Genomic DNA, 17,467 nt, shown 5'->3' with positions numbered 1-17,467 from the left:
GCGCCCTAAAGGCGCCTTTTTGCTATGCGCCATTTTCTTCCCGTCACATGCTTATCCTCCTTCTGTAGCCTCTGTCTGACAGTAAATTCCACACGACATTTTCTGTACAATCCGTTATCTTGTTTAGCATATAAAACACCACAGCCGTCGCTATGCCGTCTTCTGGCATATTAACGGTTTTTTCGTTAAGCCAGTAAAACGAGATTGCAAGATGAGCGTAATGTTTGACCCTGAAACGGCGATTTATCCTTTTCCGCCCAAACCGTTGCCACTCAGCCGTGACGAAAAGCACTTTTATCGTGAAAAGATTAAACGTCTGCTGCGTGAACGTGATGCGGTCATGGTTGCCCACTATTATACCGACCCGGAAATTCAGCAACTGGCAGAGGAGACCGGCGGGTGCATCTCTGATTCTCTGGAGATGGCCCGGTTCGGCGCCCGTCACCAGGCATCAACGCTGTTGGTCGCCGGAGTTCGCTTTATGGGAGAGACGGCAAAAATCCTCAGCCCGGAAAAAACGATCCTGATGCCAACCTTACATGCCGAGTGTTCACTCGATCTCGGCTGTCCGATTGAGGAGTTTTCCGCGTTTTGCGATGCGCACCCGGACCGCACCGTCGTGGTCTACGCCAATACCTCAGCGGCGGTCAAAGCACGCGCCGATTGGGTGGTAACCTCAAGCATTGCGGTGGAACTGATTGAGCATCTTGATAGTTTGGGCGAAAAAATTATCTGGGCGCCGGACCGCCATCTGGGTAATTACGTGCAAAAACAGACCGGTGCCGACGTACTGTGCTGGCAGGGCGCCTGTATTGTGCATGATGAGTTTAAAACCCAGGCGCTGACGCGGATGAAAGCGCTGTATCCCGATGCCGCTATTCTGGTGCACCCTGAGTCACCGCAGTCGATCGTGGATATGGCGGATGCGGTAGGCTCAACCAGCCAGCTGATTAGCGCCGCGCAAACCCTGCCGCAGCGCCAGCTCATTGTGGCGACCGACCGTGGGATCTTCTACAAAATGCAGCAGGCCGTCCCGGATAAAGAGCTGCTGGAAGCGCCAACGGCGGGCGAGGGGGCAACCTGTCGCAGCTGCGCCCACTGTCCGTGGATGGCAATGAACGGCCTGAAAGCCATTGCTGAAGGGCTGGAGCGCGGGGGCAAGGAGCATGAAATCCATGTGGATGAAACATTGCGCACCGGTGCATTAATTCCGCTTAACAGAATGTTGGATTTTGCCGCTACACTACGGGGATAGGGGTTTAACACATCATCAATACGGTTCGGGGAAAATATGGACTTTTTTAGTACACAGAACATCCTGGTGCATATACCCATCGGTGCCGGGGGATACGACTTATCATGGATTGAAGCGGTCGGTACGGTTGCCGGGCTGCTGTGTATCTGGCTGGCGAGCCTGGAAAAGATCAGCAACTATGCTTTCGGGCTAATCAACGTCACCCTGTTTGCCATTATTTTCTTTCAGATTCAGCTGTATGCCAGCCTGCTGCTGCAGGTGTTTTTCTTCGCGGCCAACGTGTACGGCTGGTACGCCTGGTCTCGTCAGACCAGCAATCATGAAGCCGAGCTGCAGATTCGCTGGCTGCCTTTGCCGAAGGCGCTGGGCTGGCTGGCGGCCTGCGTTGTGGCCATTGGCTTGATGACGGTATTTATTAACCCGGTCTTCGCGTTCCTGACGCGGATTGCGGTCACGCTGATGCACGGGCTGGGGCTGCAGGTCACGATGCCGGAGCTACAGCCGGACGCTTTCCCGTTCTGGGACTCCTGCATGATGGTGCTGTCGATTGCGGCAATGATTTTAATGACCCGCAAATATGTCGAGAACTGGCTACTGTGGGTGATCATCAACATCATCAGCGTGGTGATCTTTGCGCTTCAGGGCGTCTACGCGATGTCGCTGGAATACCTGCTGCTGACCTTCATTGCCCTCAACGGTAGCCGGATGTGGATGAACAGCGCGCGTGAGCGAGGTTCTCACGCGTTTTCTCGTTAATGATGATGGTGATGCTCATGCCCGGCGTGCGTCATGTTAAGACGGCATTCCGGGCCGCTGCAGGGCTGATATTCCATCTGCACGGTCACGTGCTCAATCGCATATTTGTGATGTAAAAATTCCTGAATGCGGCTCAGCAAGGCGTCGTGATCGTGCGGGGGAACCACCTGAACATGCAGCGTCATCACCGTTTTTTCGCCAACCAGCCAGACGTGAACATGATGAACGTCGCGGACTTCAGCAACGGAGCGGCGTAAATCCCGCTTCAGCCCCTCAACATCCAGCGAGCGTGGCGCCCCTTCCAGTAGTTCGTTCATACTTTCCTGCAACAGCCGCCAGGCGCTGCGCAGCACCAGACACGACACCAGCACGGACAGTATCGGGTCAATCGGCGTCCAGCCGGTGGTGATAATCACGATGGCAGCGACGATGGCTCCGACCGACCCCAGCAGGTCGCCCAGGACGTGTAATGCGGCGGCGCGCACGTTGAGATTTCGCTCCTCGCTACCGCGATGGAGGATCCAGAATGCCAGGATATTTGCCAGCAAGCCGGCCACGGCGATCACCATCATGGCGGTGCCCGCCACCGGCTGCGGATGATTGAAACGCTGAATCGCTTCCCAGACGATCAGGATGGTGATTACGACCAGCGCAATGGCGTTAACGAAAGCCGCCAGAGTGGTCAGGCGCAGCCAGCCGAAGGTATGGCGGGTGTTAGGTGGGCGACTGGCGAAACGGACTGCCAGCAGCGCGAACAATAGGGCGGCTGAGTCGGTCAGCATATGACCGGCATCGGCCAGCAGCGCCAGAGAACCAGAGACGACGCCGCCGATGGCTTCAATAATCATAAAGCCGGCGGTGACGATGAAAGCCTGAAGCAGACGTTTTTCGTTACCTTTATCCGTGGTCTGCGAAGGGGTATGAGCGTGGGCCATCGAAGCATCCTGTCATTATGTTATCAGTGAGTATCCGACCTGCTGACAGATTAGCGGTAATTAAGCATCGATTCCATCAGCCAGTATTATCCCCTTCATCCTACAAGCAACTCGAATTATTTTGGGTATATCGGTGATGCGCGCGGGCTTTCAGAACAGTCTGGCGCGATAAAATAGTGAAAACAGAGCACCCGGAAGCATGATTGTATGATGACGTAAAATAGGCGATATATAATATTTATTCACGCGTTATTTGTAGTGTTTATTACTAATTATGCGCTTTGTTTTTCGCTAATTCCTACTGTTTGTATTGTTTTTTTCTATTTAATCAGTGAATTAATGTGCCGACTGTAAAATCCAGTTTACACTTTTATGGCGGCGAGTTAGATTGAAAGCATTGCACTCAATTGATTAAGTATGGCAACGCTGGAAATAAAATGAATTATCAGAACGACGATTTACGTATCAAAGAGATCAACGAATTATTACCTCCCGTTGCGCTCCTGGAAAAATTCCCCGCTACCGAAAATGCTGCTAACACCGTGGCACACGCACGTAAAGCGATCCATCAGATCCTGAAAGGTACTGACGATCGTTTGCTGGTGGTGATTGGCCCATGCTCAATTCACGATCCCACCGCGGCGAAAGAGTATGCGGAGCGCCTGCTGGCGCTTCGGGAAGAGCTGAAAGGCGAACTGGAAGTCGTGATGCGCGTCTACTTTGAAAAGCCGCGTACCACGGTGGGCTGGAAAGGGCTGATTAACGATCCGCATATGGATAACAGCTTCCGCATCAACGACGGCCTGCGTATTGCCCGTAAGCTGCTGCTGGAGATTAACGACAGCGGCCTGCCTGCGGCGGGTGAGTTCCTCGATATGATCACCCCGCAGTACGTTGCCGACCTGATGAGCTGGGGCGCCATCGGCGCGCGCACCACCGAATCTCAGGTGCATCGTGAACTCTCTTCAGGCCTCTCCTGCCCGGTTGGTTTTAAAAACGGTACGGACGGCACGATTAAGGTCGCTATCGACGCGATTAACGCCGCCGGCGCGCCGCATTGTTTCCTGTCGGTGACCAAATGGGGTCACTCGGCGATTGTGAACACCAGCGGGAATAGCGATTGCCATATCATCCTGCGCGGCGGTAAAGAGCCGAACTACAGCGCGAAGCATGTGGCTGAAGTGAAAGTCGGGCTGGCAAAAGCCGGTCTGCCATCGCAGATCATGATCGATTTCAGCCACGCGAACTCCAGCAAGCAGTTTAAAAAGCAGATGGAAGTGGGCGCGGACGTTTGCCAGCAGATTGCCAACGGCGAACAGGCGATTATGGGTGTGATGATTGAAAGCCACCTGGTGGAAGGCAGCCAGAGCCTGGAAAGCGGTGAGCCGCTAATCTATGGCAAGAGCGTCACCGATGCCTGTATTGGCTGGGAAGATACCGATACCATCTTGCGCCAGCTGGCGGAAGCGGTAAAAGCCCGTCGCGGTTAATGTGTCTTATCATCGCCCGGCGGCAATGACGGCGGGCAAATAAAAAAGCGTGGACGAATCCACGCTTTTTTATGCAGGTAAGCGACGATTACTTCGCTTTACCTTGGTTGGCTACCGCAGCGGCTTTAGCGGCGATTTCATCCGCGTTGCCCAGATAGTAGTGTTTGATCGGTTTGAAGTTTTCGTCGAACTCATAAACCAGCGGTACACCGGTCGGGATGTTCAGTTCGAGGATTTCGTCTTCGCCCATGTTGTCCAGGTATTTAACCAGGGCACGCAGGGAGTTACCGTGAGCGGCGATAATCACGCGCTCACCGCTTTTCAGACGCGGCAGAATGGTTTCGTTCCAGTACGGTACGACGCGCTCGATGGTCAGCGCCAGGCTCTCAGTGACCGGCAGCTCTTTATCGGTCAGTTTCGCGTAACGCGGATCGTGGCCCGGGAAACGCTCATCGTCTTTGGTGAGCTCTGGCGGAGTAATGGCAAAGCCACGACGCCACTGTTTAACCTGCTCGTCACCGTATTTTTCTGCGGTTTCTGCTTTGTTCAGACCCTGCAGCGCACCGTAGTGACGTTCGTTCAGCTTCCAGGACTTCTCAACCGGCAGCCAGGCCTGATCCAGTTCATCCAGCACGTTCCACAGGGTGTGGATGGCACGTTTCAGCACGGAGGTATAAGCAAAATCGAAGCTGAAGCCTTCGTCTTTCAGCAGTTTACCAGCGGCTTTTGCTTCACCAACGCCTTTCTCAGACAGATCAACATCGTACCAACCGGTGAAACGGTTTTCGTTGTTCCATTGGCTCTCGCCGTGACGGACCAGTACCAGCTTAGTTACAGCCATACACTTACTCCTCAATACACGCCATCTTCCGCGCCGCCTGATGCGACCCGAATACGGTAGTGCATATGTTTATTGATTGATAACTATTCTCATTATATTGCCGTCATTTGCATCACGGCAACGCTTATCCCTAACCATAGCGAAAATAGTGGCTCAGTGTAAGATCCTTGTAAATCGACGGTTATGTTTTTGTCTGTAAGTGGCGTATTTTTCAACGAAAAGGCCAAAAAAAAGCCCTCCAACAGGAGGGCGGGGGATTATCCGGCGATAAACTGATATTCCGTCAGGCTGACGTACTCCTCGCCCGGACGTAAAACGCAGTCGGGTTGCGGCCATTCCGGATGGTTCGGTGAGTCCGGCAGAAATTCACTTTCCAGCGCCAGGCCTTGCCAGTCAGCGTACGGTTGCTCCGTCCGCGACGGGGTGCCGCCCAGGTAGTTGCCTGAATAAAACTGCAGCGCCGGGGCGGAGGTATACACCGTCATCTGCAGCTTTTGATCCTGTGACCAGACATGGGCTGCCGCCTTACGCGCATCGCCTTTCGCCTGCAGCAGGAAGGCGTGATCGTAGCCCTTCACCTTGCGCTGATCTTCATCACGCAGGAAATCGTCCGCCACCGCTTTCGGCGTGCGGAAATCAAAGCTGGTCAGGGTCACATTCCGCAGCGTGCCGCCGGGAATGCCGTCGCTCTCAACCGGCAGATAGCTGTCGGCAAAAATTTGCAGCTGGTGGTTGCGCACGTCCGTTTGCCCGCCGTCGAGGTTGAAGTAGACGTGGTTAGTCAGGTTAACCGGGCAGGGCCTGTCAACCGTAGCACGATACTCGATGGAAATGCGGTTATCTTCTGTAAGACGATAGTGCGCCGTAGCCGTCAGGTTGCCCGGGAATCCCTGGTCGCCGTCATCGGACGTTATGGCAAACTGCACCTGATGCTCATCGGCGCTGACGATTTGCCAGCGACGTTTGTCAAAGCCGTCAGGCCCGCCGTGCAGTTGATGACCGGCCTCGTTAGAGGGGATCAGATTGACGGCCTGGCCATCGAGGCTAAAGCGGCTGTTGGCGATACGGTTGGCATAGCGGCCCACGGAGGCGCCAAGATAGGCCGCCTGACGGGTGTAATCTTCCGGCGCAGCGCAACCGAGCAGCGCTTCACGGACTTCGCCATCGGCCAATGGTACCTGCGCGGAGAGCAACGTAGCGCCCCAGTCCATCAGGGTAACGACCATCCCGCCAGTATTACGCAGGACGATCAGATTCCACGGCTGCCCGTCGGGCGCCCGGTCTGTTGTCTGGTTTAGCACTGGCCGGCCCCCTGAGATGGTTTGCACACGTAGAAGGTCTCTTTAATACCGGTTTTGGCTTCATACTGCTGCGCCACGGCCTGCTGAACGGTAGCCACCAGATCTTCCGGCACCAGCGCCACGATGCAGCCGCCAAATCCGCCGCCGGTCATGCGTACGCCGCCTTTATCACCGATGGTGGCTTTGACGATGTCAACCAGGGTGTCAATTTGCGGCACGGTAATTTCAAAGTCATCGCGCATTGAGGCATGCGATTCGGCCATCAGCTCGCCCATGCGCTGCAGATCGCCTTTTTCCAGCGCGGTAGCGGCTTCGAGCGTGCGGGCGTTTTCGGTCAGCACGTGGCGGACGCGTTTTGCCACCACCGGGTCCAGTTCACTGGCGACGGCATTAAATTCGGCAAGGGTGACGTCACGTAACGCTGGCTGCTGGAAGAAACGCGCGCCGGTTTCACACTGCTCGCGGCGGGTGTTGTATTCACTACCCACGAGGGTGCGTTTAAAATTACTGTTGATGATCACCACCGCGACGCCTTTCGGCATGGAGACGGCTTTGGTGCCTAACGTACGGCAGTCGAGCAGCAGGGCGTGATCTTTCTTACCCAGCGCGGAAATCAGCTGGTCCATGATGCCGCAGTTGCAGCCCACGAACTGGTTCTCTGCTTCCTGGCCGTTGAGGGCGATTTGCGCGCCGTCCAGCGGCAGATGGTACAGCTGCTGGAACACGGTCCCGACCGCCACTTCCAGCGATGCGGAGGAGCTTAAGCCTGCCCCTTGTGGGACGTTGCCACTGATGACCAGATCCGCACCGTTGAACTGATTGTTACGTTGTTGCAGATGTTTCACGACGCCGCGGACGTAGTTTGACCACTGCTGGCTGTCGTGGCTGACGATTGGCTTATCCAGGGAGAATTCGTCGGTCTGATTATCGTAATCGGCGGCAATCACCCGCACGATACGGTCCGTACGCGTCGCACAGCTGATCACCGTCTGGTAATCAATGGCGCAGGGCAGCACGAAGCCGTCGTTGTAGTCAGTGTGTTCGCCGATCAGGTTGACGCGCCCCGGCGCCTGAATTACGTGGGTGGCAGGGTAGCCAAATTTTTCAGCAAACAGGGCTTGGGTGGTTTCTTTCAGACTCATTGTTATTCTCCGGATTCGCGAAAATGGACGTCGCTGACTGCCCGCAGGCTCCCGGCGGCTTGTTCTGCCGTCAGGTCACGCTGGGTTTCGGCCAGCATTTCGTAGCCGACCATAAATTTGCGCACTGTCGCAGAGCGCAACAGCGGCGGATAAAAGTGAGCGTGCAGCTGCCAGTGATGATTGTCTTCGCCCGTAAACGGCGCGCCGTGCCAGCCCATGGAATAGGGGAATGAGCACTGGAACAGGTTGTCGTAGCGGCTGGTCAGTTTTTTCAGCGCCAGCGCCAGATCGCTGCGCTGCGCTGGGGTTAAATCGGTCAGACGCAACACGTGCGCTTTTGGCAGCAGCAGCGTCTCAAATGGCCACGCGGCCCAGTAAGGCACCACCGCCAGCCAGTGTTCTGTTTCCACCACCGTCCGGCTGCCGTCGGCTAATTCACGCTGCACGTAATCCACCAGCATCGGTGAACCTTGTTCAGCAAAGTATGCTTTTTGCAGACGATCTTCGCGTTCGGCCTCATTTGGCAGGAAGCTGTTGGCCCAGACCTGGCCGTGCGGGTGCGGGTTGGAGCAGCCCATCGCCGCGCCTTTATTTTCAAACACCTGCACCCACGGGTAGCGTTCACCCAGCTCGGCGGTCTGTTCCTGCCACGTTTTAACCACGCCTTCCAGCGCCTCTACGCTCAGCTCAGGCAGCGTTTTGCTGTGATCTGGCGAGAAGCAGATGACCCGACTGGTGCCACGAGCACTCTGGCAACGCATCAGCGGATCGTCGCTTTCAGGTGCATCGGGGGTATCGGTCATCAATGCCGCAAAGTCATTGGTAAACACGTAGGTACCGGTGTAATTCGGGTTGGTGTCGCCGGTGACGCGGGTATTCCCCGGGCACAGGAAACAATCCGGATCGTGCGCCGGCAAGGTCAGCTTTGCCGGGGTTTCCTGCGCCCCTTGCCAGGGGCGCTTGGCGCGATGCGGTGATACCAGAATCCACTGCCCGGTTAACGGGTTATAACGACGATGCGGATGGTCGACGGGGTTAAATACGCTCATGACGGTTCCTTAGTCTGGGTAACCCTGAGGATGACGGGACTGCCAGTGCCAGGTGTCCTGCGCCATCTCGTCAAGGTTGCGCGTAACGCGCCAGTTAAGCTCGCGGTCGGCCTTTTCGGCATCCGCCCAGTAGGCCGGGAGGTCGCCATCGCGGCGCGGCGCGAAGTGGTAATTAACAGATTTGCCGCAGGCTTTGCTGAAGGCATTGATCACGTCCAGGACGCTGCTGCCGACGCCTGCGCCGAGGTTATAAATGTGTACGCCTGCACGGTCCGCCAGTTTTTCCATAGCGGCAACGTGGCCGTCGGCCAGATCCATGACGTGGATATAGTCACGCACGCCGGTACCATCTGGCGTCGGATAATCATTACCGAAGACCGCCAGCGAGTCGCGACGACCGACCGCCACCTGGGCGATGTACGGCATCAGGTTGTTCGGGATACCCTGCGGATCTTCGCCCATGTCGCCTGACGGATGCGCACCGACCGGGTTGAAATAACGCAGCAGCGCAATGCTCCACTCCGGCTGGGCTTTTTGCAGGTCGGTCAGGATTTGCTCGACCATCAGTTTGCTTTTGCCGTACGGGCTTTGCGGTGTACCGGTCGGGAAGCTTTCGACATACGGGATCTTTGGCTGGTCGCCGTAGACGGTGGCAGAGGAGCTGAAAATAAAGTTCTTCACGCCAGCGGCGCGCATGGCGGAAACTAATTTGAGTGTACCGGTGACATTATTGTCGTAGTATTCCAGCGGCTTCGCGACGGATTCGCCGACGGCTTTCAGCCCCGCGAAGTGGATCACTGCTTCAATCGCGTGATCGTGCAGAATTTCCGTCATCAGCGCTTCATTACGAATATCGCCTTCGACAAAGGTGGCCGTTTTCCCGCCAAGACGTTCAATGACCGGCAGGACGCTGCGCTTGCTGTTGCAGAGATTATCGAGAATAACCACATCGTGTCCCTGCAGTAGCAGCTGAACGCAGGTATGACTTCCAATGTAACCGCTACCACCTGTAACCAGTACTTTCATGATTCGCTCCAATAGGCTTATCGTGTGAGATGAAGATAGCATACCAAAGAAGTCAAAAGTGTGACACAGGCCAAATTGGTGGAATCGTTTACACTAAAATACACAATACTAATATTTGATTTTTTGTTGTTTAAAAACAGAGTGATGAGAGGATTTTTAGATGTTTTTCTGAAAATTAACCGGGGCCGGTGGACCCCGGTATTGCCTTAATCCGTGAGTGGACCGACCTGGTAAGTGTAACCGTCTCCACTACTAACAAACGCCAGACGATGGGTAATGCAGTCCGGCGCATCTTCGGCGTGGTGGGAGACAAACAGCAGCTGGGTGGTGCCTTCGCTAATCAGCACATCAACAAAACGACGCACCAGCTGGCGGTTGAGCGGATCCAGCCCCTGCAGCGGCTCGTCAAGAATCAGCACCGTCGGGTGTTTCACCAGCGCCCGGACGATCAGCGCCAGCCGCTGCTGCCCCCAGGAGAGGCTATGGAACGGTGCATCGGCGGTGCGCTTATCGATACCCAGAATATCCAGCCAGTTCTGCACCAGCTTGTGCTGCTTATCTGAAACCGCCTGGTAAATGCCGATAGAGTCAAAATAGCCAGACAGAATTACATTACGCACCGTGGTACTGACGCGGTACTCAAGATGCAGGCTGCTGCTGACATAGCCGATATGCTTTTTAATATCCCAGATGGTTTCACCGCTGCCGCGGCGGCGACCAAACAGGGAGAGATCGTTACTGTAGCCCTGCGGGTGATCGCCGGTGACCAGGCTCAGCAGGGTCGATTTGCCAGCGCCGTTAGGGCCAACGATCTGCCAGTGTTCGCCGGGGTTAACCGTCCAGCTCAAATGGTCGATGATCGGGCGATCGTTATACGACACCACGCCATCTTTCAGCACGATAAGCGGCGCGTTGGCATCCAGGGCGTGACGGGCGGCCGGGGCATCAGGTTCAGGCAGGGTCATGCCATCCAGTTTTTCACTGTGTGCCAGCTGGGCAATCAACGCCTGTTGCAGCAGGCGCTGCTTTTCGCCGGTTTCGGTCAGGGTGCAGTCTGCCAGCACGCCGGCAAACTGGATAAACGACGGAATTTCATCGAAGCGATTGAGCACCAGCACCAGGGTGATTCCTTCGCCATTCAGCGTCTCCAGCAGCCCGGCCAGTTGCTGGCGGGAGGCGACGTCCAGACCATCAAAGGGTTCATCGAGGATCAGCAGATCGGGCTGCACCATCAGGGCCTGACACAGCAGCGTTTTACGCGTTTCCCCGGTGGAAAGGTATTTAAAGCGGCGCTGGAGCAGGCCGGAGATGCCAAACAGCCCGGCAAGGTGCGCGCAACGTCCGGCATCTTTAACCTCTTCCTGGATGATCTCCTGGGTCGTGCGGCCGGTGTCTTCTTCGCCAGGGCTGAGCAAATCGGTATTGTTGCGCTGCCATTCGTCACTGACCAGTTTCTGCAGCTGCTCAAACGACAGGCGGGTGATGCGGGAAAAGTGGCTTTCACGCTGGCCGGAGAGCAGGGTGAGCTCGCCGGAGAGCGCCCGGGCCAGCGCGGATTTCCCGCTGCCGTTGCTGCCGACGAAAGCCCAGCTTTCACCAGCCTTGACGCTGAGGTGTTCGATAGCGAGCGTTTTAGTATCGCTCAGGCGAAATATGCCTTGCGAAATTTGCAATGATGACATTGTGTATCCCATTTTTTGCAGCGAATTGCCACAGGGATACGACGTCACGGGTCTGATGTCAATGCCGTCAGCATAACGTGGCGAGAATGATACGATCGGCATTGAAATATGCTATCGCTTCAGCACCTTCTTCCAGCTCTTCGGTTTGATCTCGCGGTAAGGTTGCGCACAAACTCTGGCCGTCAGGCAGCGTCATCAGCACTTCGCACTGTTCCGGGCCATACTCGATGTGGCCAATGCGCCCGGCGAGCTGGTTGTCGGCCGCACCGGCGAGCGCCGGATCCCGGGTGATGCCCACCCACGGGGCTTTCAGCAGCACCAGCACCTCCTGACCCTCGTCCAGCCCGAGACGTTCAGCGCTTTGGGCGGTGATGGCGACTTTCAGGCGGGTCTGGCGGTCGGCAAGCAGTACCTCGACGTGCTGCTGCACCTGCTGGTGGTCGCGGCCGGTAATGGTGCCGAACCACTGATTACGGGCGCTGGTCTGCAACGAGAAGCGTGAAATAGCGGCCAGCAGGCTGTCGAGGGGCAGGGCGTCATCGTCGCTCAGCACGTCGAAGGCTTTCTGCTGAATCTGCGCCAGCAGGTCATACAGTTGAATCAGCCGTTGGCCGTAGCGCGTCAGCACCGCGCCGCCGCCGCCTTTGCCGCCGGTGGCTCTGTCGACCAGGCTCTGTTCGCTGAGCTGATTCATCTCATTGATGGCATCCCAGGCGCTTTTATAGCTGATGCCGGCATTTTTGGCCCCCTGGCTGATAGATCCGGTGATATCGATTTGTTTTAACAGGGCGATACGGCGGGGATCGGCGAACAGGCGTTGCTGTAATTTGAGGGTCAGAAGAATTTCGGCCTGCATAATAGTATCCTGGCAAAAAAGAGTATTGTGACCGATAGCGGTCATCTTGCAAGATACATCTGTCACCGTTACCGGCCTGCCACCGCACAAATGGGTCGTGTTTTTCCCGCTGAAACGGTTACAATTAGACATTCGTACTTTCTGGAGCCAACCATGTTAGAGCTATTGAAAAGTCTGGTATTTGCCGTTGTGATGGTCCCGGTGGTGATGGCCATCATTCTGGGCCTGATTTACGGCCTGGGCGAAGTGTTCAACATCTTCTCCGGCGTCGGTCACAAAGATCGCGGCCAGCAAAATCACTGATTTCCCAACGCCCGGTTCTCCGGGCGTTTTTCTTTTCTTCCTCTCCTTTGATCCTCCTCCTGTTTTTACCGCCAATTGCCGCTGGGAAAACCCTGATCTTATCGTTATATTACTTTCTACATAACGAACTCAGAGGAATTGCAGATGGCAGGTCAATGGTTACGTCTTTTTGCTGGAGCGACATTAACGCTCTCTGTAGCGGGTCACGCGCTGGCGGATGAAGGAAAAATCACGGTGTTTGCTGCCGCGTCGTTAACCAATGCGATGCAGGACATTGCGAAAGCCTATAAGAAAGAGAAAAACGTTGAGGTCGTTTCCTCGTTTGCCTCTTCCTCGACGCTGGCACGACAAATCGAAGCGGGCGCGCCTGCGGACCTGTTTATTTCTGCGGACCAGAAATGGATGGATTACGCGGTTGAGAAAAAAGCGATAGATACCGCCACCCGCGAAACGCTGCTGGGCAACAGCCTGGTGGTGGTCGCACCAAAAGCCAGCGCGCAGGGTGATATCACCATCAACAGCAGCACCGACTGGACCAGCCTGCTGAAAGGCGGTCGTCTGGCGGTCGGCGATCCGGAGCACGTCCCGGCAGGTATCTACGCCAAAGAGGCGCTGCAGAAACTGGGTGCCTGGGAGACGCTGTCCCCGAAACTGGCGCCGGCTGAAGACGTACGCGGCGCGCTGGCGCTGGTGGAACGTAACGAAGCCCCGCTGGGGATTGTGTACGGTTCCGATGCGGTCGCGAGCAAAGGGGTGAAAGTGGTCGGGACGTTCCCGGAAGATTCCCACAAGAAAGTTGAATATCCGCTGGCGATCGTTGACGGGCATAAAAACGCAACCGTCACCGGCTTTTACGACTATCTGAAAGGGCCGCAAGCGGCTGCTATCTTTAAACAATACGGCTTCACCACCCGCTAATGTTCTTAAGCGATCCCGAATGGCAGGCGGTACTGCTGAGCCTGAAAGTCTCATCCCTGGCGGTGGTGTTAAGCCTGCCTTTTGGCATCTTTATCTCCTGGCTGCTGGTGCGGCGTAATTTCCCCGGAAAAGCGCTGCTCGACAGCATTATCCACCTGCCGCTGGTGCTACCGCCGGTGGTGGTGGGCTACCTGCTGTTGATTGCCATGGGACGACGTGGTTTTATCGGCAGCTGGCTGTATGACTGGTTCGGCCTGACCTTTGCCTTTAGCTGGCGAGGGGCAGTGCTGGCAGCGGCGGTGATGTCGTTTCCGCTGATGGTGCGGGCCATTCGTCTGGCGCTGGAAGGCGTGGACGTTAAGCTGGAACAGGCGGCGCGTACCCTCGGCGCCGGACGCTGGCGGGTCTTTTTCACCATTACGCTACCGCTGACGCTGCCGGGCATTATTGTTGGCACGGTGCTGGCCTTTGCCCGTTCGCTGGGGGAGTTTGGCGCCACCATCACTTTTGTCTCCAACATTCCCGGCGAGACGCGAACCATCCCTTCCGCGATGTACACTTTAATTCAAACGCCGGGCGGCGAAGGTGCCGCGGCGCGCCTGTGTCTGATCTCCATCGTCCTGGCGCTGATCTCGCTGTTAGTCTCTGAATGGCTGGCGCGTCTCAGCCGGGCGCGGACGGGGAAATAACCATGCTGGAACTTAACTTTACCCAGACGCTGGGGACCCACTGCCTGAGCATCAATGAAACGCTGCCCGCCAGCGGGATCACCGCTATTTTTGGTGTTTCCGGTGCGGGGAAAACCTCGCTGATAAACGCCATCAGCGGCCTGACCCGGCCACAGAAAGGACGGATCGTACTGAACGGCAGGGTGCTGAATGATGCCGAAAAACGGATCTGTCTGGCGCCGGAAAAAAGGCGCATCGGCTATGTCTTCCAGGATGCGCGGCTGTTTCCTCACTACAAGGTGCGCGGCAATCTGAAGTACGGCATGGCGAAAAGCATGGCCGGTCAGTTTGATAAACTGGTGGCGCTGCTCGGTATAGAAGCGCTGCTGGATCGCCTGCCGGGCAGCCTTTCCGGTGGAGAAAAGCAGCGGGTGGCCATTGGCCGGGCGTTACTGACCGCCCCGGAACTGCTGCTGTTGGATGAGCCGCTGGCGTCGCTGGATATTCCACGTAAACGCGAGCTGCTGCCGTATCTCCAGCGGCTGGCCCGTGAAATTCATATCCCGATGCTGTACGTCAGCCACTCGCTGGATGAGATTCAACATCTGGCGGATAACGTGCTGGTGCTGGAAGCGGGGAGCGTAAAAGCGTTTGGCGATCTGGAAACGGTGTGGAGCAGCAGCGTGATGCACCCCTGGCTGCCGACGGATCAGCAGAGCACGATCCTCAACGTGGCGGTGGTCGCCCAGCATCCGCACTATGCGATGACCGCGCTGGCCCTCGGCGAGCAGCAGATATGGGTGAACTACCTTGACCGGCCTCTCGGAGAAGCGACGCGCATCCGTATTCAGGCGTCAGATGTGTCGCTGGTGCTGACACAGCCGCAGCTGACCAGCATACGCAACATTCTGCTGGCGCGGGTGGTGCAGTGCATCGATGCCCACGGGCAGATTGAAGTGCAGCTCGATGTCAGCGGCCGCACGCTGTGGGCTCGCATCAGCCCGTGGGCCAGGGATGACCTGGGCGTGACGCCAGGTCAATCGCTGTATGCGCAAATTAAAAGCGTGTCGATTGCCGCCTGATTACAGCAGGTGGCGGTTGATGTAGTCGGCAATGCTGCTGCTTTCGTTGTCGCCAATGACCACATTGGCGCGCGTTTTGACCTCTTCGACCGCATTGCCCATCGCCACCCCGGTGCCGACGGCTTCCAGCATGCTCAGGTCATTATAGTTGTCGCCAAAGGCCACGACGTCCTGCATCGACAGCCCCTGGGCAGCGACCCATTGCGCCAGACGCTTGCCTTTGCTGTTGCCGGCGCGGGCGATATCCACCTGATCGTGCCACGACCATTCGCACTCCAGCCCCAGGGTGTTACCGACCTCCAGCGCGAACTGCTGCAGTTTCGCAATATCTTCGTCGGTCAGGGCAAACTTCCACACGGCCTGTACGTCGCGCGCGGCCTGGGCCAGGGAATCGACTTGAGTGAAGACCGGGCGCTGCTCGACGGGCAGAGACTGCGCCCAGTTGGTGGTGCGGATCACGTGTCCGGTCGGGCGTTCATACAGCATGGCGTCGTCAACGTACATCAGGCCATGAATATCGTGAGTCGCCAGCATCTCGGTCAGGCTCAGGGCTTTATCTACCGGCATCGGATCGGACTGCAAAACCTTTTTTGCATGATAATCATACAAATAAGTGCCATTACAACAAATTGCAGGTGTATCCAGAGCCAGTGCCTGATAAAAAGGATGAATCGCAACGTGATGTCGACCTGTGACGACGATCACCTGGTACCCCGCGGCTCTGGCGCGCGCCAGCGCTTCCAGTGAGGCGGGCAGGATAGTTTTGTGAGAGGTGAGTAGGGTGCCGTCTAAATCCAGTGCAATCACGCGTGAAGTCATGTGTGGTTTCCGGTTAATGGTGAGAAGTAAGCAGGCCATGATGGTACACCGCTCTGCTTCAGGGGCAAATTTTTCAGCATCGACCGTTAAATGAGTTATACATTGCATCAATTCAGCAGACAGATAAATGCGCTGATGAACAAAATGTATACGTTTTCCATGTGCAGTGAGGAAAGGAGCAGTCATGAAACAAACCGTTTATACCGCCAGCCCGGAAAGCCAGCAGATTCATGTCTGGAGTCTGGATCACGAGGGTAACCTGAAGCTTGTGCAGGTGGTGGATGCCCCAGGCCAGGTTCAGCCGATGGTGGTAAGCCCGAATAAAGAGTATCTCTATGTTGGCGTGCGTCCGGAGTTTCGCGTTCTGGCTTACCGCATTGCGCCTGATAACGGTGCGCTGACTTTCGCAGGTGAAGCGGCTCTGCCGGGCAGTCCGACGCATATTTCGACCGATCATCAGGGGCGTTTTATCTTCAGCGCCTCCTACAACGCCGGCTGCGTGAGCGTGACGCCGCTGATTGACGGCCTGCCGGGTGAGACGGTCGCAGTGGTGGAAGGTCTGGAAGGGTGCCACTCTGCCAATATTTCTCCGGATAACCGCACCCTGTGGGTTCCGGCGTTGAAACAGGATCGTATCTGCCTGTTTACCCTCAGCGATGATGGATTCCTGGCCGCGCAGGATCCGGCGGAAGTGACTACCGTTGAAGGGGCCGGCCCGCGCCATATGGTGTTCCACCCGAATCAACAGTACGGCTACTGCGTGAATGAGCTGAACAGCTCCGTCGATGTGTGGGAGCTGAAAGATCCGTACGGCAAGATTGAGTGCGTCCAGACGCTGGATATGATGCCTGCTGGCTTTAGCGACGTGCGCTGGGCGGCGGACATTCATCTGACCCCGGATGGCCGTCATCTGTATGCCTGTGACCGTACCGCCAGCATTATTACCGTCTTCAGCGTGTCCGAAGATGGCAGCGTATTGTCCATTGAGGGCTACCAGCCAACCGAAGCGCAACCGCGCGGTTTCAACCTTGATCACAGCGGTAAATATCTGATCGCCGCGGGGCAGAAATCACACCATATCGCGGTCTATGAGATCGCCGGTGAGCAGGGGCTGCTGACAGAGAAAGGGCGTTACGCCGTCGGTCAGGGCCCAATGTGGGTAGTGGTTAACGCGTATTAACTGGTCCAACACCGCTGCGATACGTTCTGTTGACCACGGTCTGCAGCGAGGGGTTGGGCACATAAAGAAAACTGGCGAGAACGCAGGTGTACATCCAGGACTCGACGGCCGTCGAGTCCTGCCCGTTCACCCACAACAGCGTTGGGAAGAGATGCCGGATCTCT

General features: G+C 56.4%; 17 protein-coding genes. 8 read left to right on the top strand and 9 right to left on the bottom strand.

All coding sequences use genetic code 11. The features are described 5' to 3' along the window. Positions 1–211: 211 nt before the first annotated feature. Complete coding sequence (gene nadA / locus ACMYSN_RS07450; RefSeq protein WP_462497569.1) at positions 212–1,255, top strand: quinolinate synthase; 1,044 nt, start codon at positions 212–214, stop codon at positions 1,253–1,255. A 36-nt stretch (positions 1,256–1,291) separates the two neighbouring features. Continuing rightward, positions 1,292–2,011: a nicotinamide riboside transporter PnuC gene (gene pnuC / locus ACMYSN_RS07445; protein ID WP_462497568.1), complete on the top strand. Its 720-nt coding sequence runs from the start codon at positions 1,292–1,294 to the stop codon at positions 2,009–2,011. Here pnuC and zitB read toward each other — a convergent pair. Then, entirely contained in the window at positions 2,008–2,946 is a 939-nt protein-coding gene (gene zitB, locus ACMYSN_RS07440) for a zinc transporter ZitB (RefSeq protein ID WP_462497567.1), read from the bottom strand. The genes pnuC and zitB overlap by 4 nt on opposite strands. Before the next feature lie 437 nt (positions 2,947–3,383). Between zitB and aroG the strand changes: the two genes are divergently transcribed. Beyond that, positions 3,384–4,436, top strand: coding sequence for a 3-deoxy-7-phosphoheptulonate synthase (aroG, locus tag ACMYSN_RS07435; RefSeq protein WP_462497566.1), 1,053 nt, complete (start codon positions 3,384–3,386; stop codon positions 4,434–4,436). Between the two features lie 88 nt (positions 4,437–4,524). Here the strand turns inward: aroG and gpmA are convergent, their stop codons facing one another. From gpmA to modE, 7 genes are all read right to left on the bottom strand, one after another. Beyond that, the gene (gene gpmA, locus ACMYSN_RS07430) at positions 4,525–5,277 is read right to left on the bottom strand and encodes a 2,3-diphosphoglycerate-dependent phosphoglycerate mutase (RefSeq protein WP_123756012.1); all 753 of its coding nucleotides are present in this window, start codon (positions 5,275–5,277) and stop codon (positions 4,525–4,527) included. Positions 5,278–5,534: 257 nt separating this feature from the next. Further along, positions 5,535–6,578, bottom strand: coding sequence for a galactose mutarotase (gene galM, locus ACMYSN_RS07425; protein WP_462497565.1), 1,044 nt, complete (start codon positions 6,576–6,578; stop codon positions 5,535–5,537). Beyond that, a complete protein-coding gene (gene galK, locus ACMYSN_RS07420; protein WP_462497564.1) occupies positions 6,572–7,720 on the bottom strand; it encodes a galactokinase in 1,149 nt (382 codons plus the stop codon). The genes galM and galK overlap by 7 nt, the downstream gene beginning before the upstream one ends. A 2-nt stretch (positions 7,721–7,722) precedes the next feature. Beyond that, positions 7,723–8,769 (bottom strand): galactose-1-phosphate uridylyltransferase, encoded by a 1,047-nt coding sequence (galT, locus tag ACMYSN_RS07415; RefSeq protein ID WP_123756015.1) that lies wholly within the window; start codon positions 8,767–8,769, stop codon positions 7,723–7,725. A 9-nt stretch (positions 8,770–8,778) separates the two neighbouring features. Then, positions 8,779–9,795 (bottom strand): UDP-glucose 4-epimerase, encoded by a 1,017-nt coding sequence (galE, locus tag ACMYSN_RS07410; RefSeq protein ID WP_462497563.1) that lies wholly within the window; start codon positions 9,793–9,795, stop codon positions 8,779–8,781. A 206-nt stretch (positions 9,796–10,001) separates the two neighbouring features. Next, positions 10,002–11,477: a molybdate ABC transporter ATP-binding protein ModF gene (gene modF / locus ACMYSN_RS07405; protein WP_462497562.1), complete on the bottom strand. Its 1,476-nt coding sequence runs from the start codon at positions 11,475–11,477 to the stop codon at positions 10,002–10,004. Between the two features lie 67 nt (positions 11,478–11,544). Beyond that, positions 11,545–12,333, bottom strand: coding sequence for a molybdenum-dependent transcriptional regulator (modE, locus tag ACMYSN_RS07400; RefSeq protein WP_462497561.1), 789 nt, complete (start codon positions 12,331–12,333; stop codon positions 11,545–11,547). Between the two features lie 153 nt (positions 12,334–12,486). On the opposite strand from modE, the gene ACMYSN_RS07395 reads away from it, so the two are divergent. The 4 genes from ACMYSN_RS07395 to modC all read left to right on the top strand — a co-directional run bounded on the left by ACMYSN_RS07395 (position 12,487) and on the right by modC (position 15,304). After that, a complete protein-coding gene (locus tag ACMYSN_RS07395) occupies positions 12,487–12,636 on the top strand; it encodes an AcrZ family multidrug efflux pump-associated protein (protein WP_123756019.1) in 150 nt (49 codons plus the stop codon). Between the two features lie 144 nt (positions 12,637–12,780). Beyond that, positions 12,781–13,554: a molybdate ABC transporter substrate-binding protein gene (modA, locus tag ACMYSN_RS07390; RefSeq protein WP_174508417.1), complete on the top strand. Its 774-nt coding sequence runs from the start codon at positions 12,781–12,783 to the stop codon at positions 13,552–13,554. Next, entirely contained in the window at positions 13,554–14,243 is a 690-nt protein-coding gene (gene modB / locus ACMYSN_RS07385; protein WP_123756021.1) for a molybdate ABC transporter permease subunit, read from the top strand. The genes modA and modB overlap by 1 nt, the downstream gene beginning before the upstream one ends. Positions 14,244–14,245: 2 nt before the next feature. Next, the gene (gene modC / locus ACMYSN_RS07380; protein WP_462497560.1) at positions 14,246–15,304 is read left to right on the top strand and encodes a molybdenum ABC transporter ATP-binding protein; all 1,059 of its coding nucleotides are present in this window, start codon (positions 14,246–14,248) and stop codon (positions 15,302–15,304) included. Here the strand turns inward: modC and ACMYSN_RS07375 are convergent, their stop codons facing one another. Next, complete coding sequence (locus ACMYSN_RS07375) at positions 15,305–16,123, bottom strand: HAD family hydrolase (protein WP_462497559.1); 819 nt, start codon at positions 16,121–16,123, stop codon at positions 15,305–15,307. A gap of 184 nt (positions 16,124–16,307) precedes the next feature. Here ACMYSN_RS07375 and pgl point away from each other — a divergent pair, with 184 nt between their 5' ends. Continuing rightward, entirely contained in the window at positions 16,308–17,303 is a 996-nt protein-coding gene (gene pgl, locus ACMYSN_RS07370; protein ID WP_462497558.1) for a 6-phosphogluconolactonase, read from the top strand. The last annotated feature ends 164 nt before the right edge of the window (positions 17,304–17,467 follow it).

Source organism: Klebsiella sp. R445 (genome assembly GCF_051131755.1).
GTDB classification, from domain to species: Bacteria; Pseudomonadota; Gammaproteobacteria; order Enterobacterales; family Enterobacteriaceae; genus Klebsiella; species Klebsiella lignicola.
This window is presented reverse-complemented; position numbering and strand designations above follow the sequence as displayed.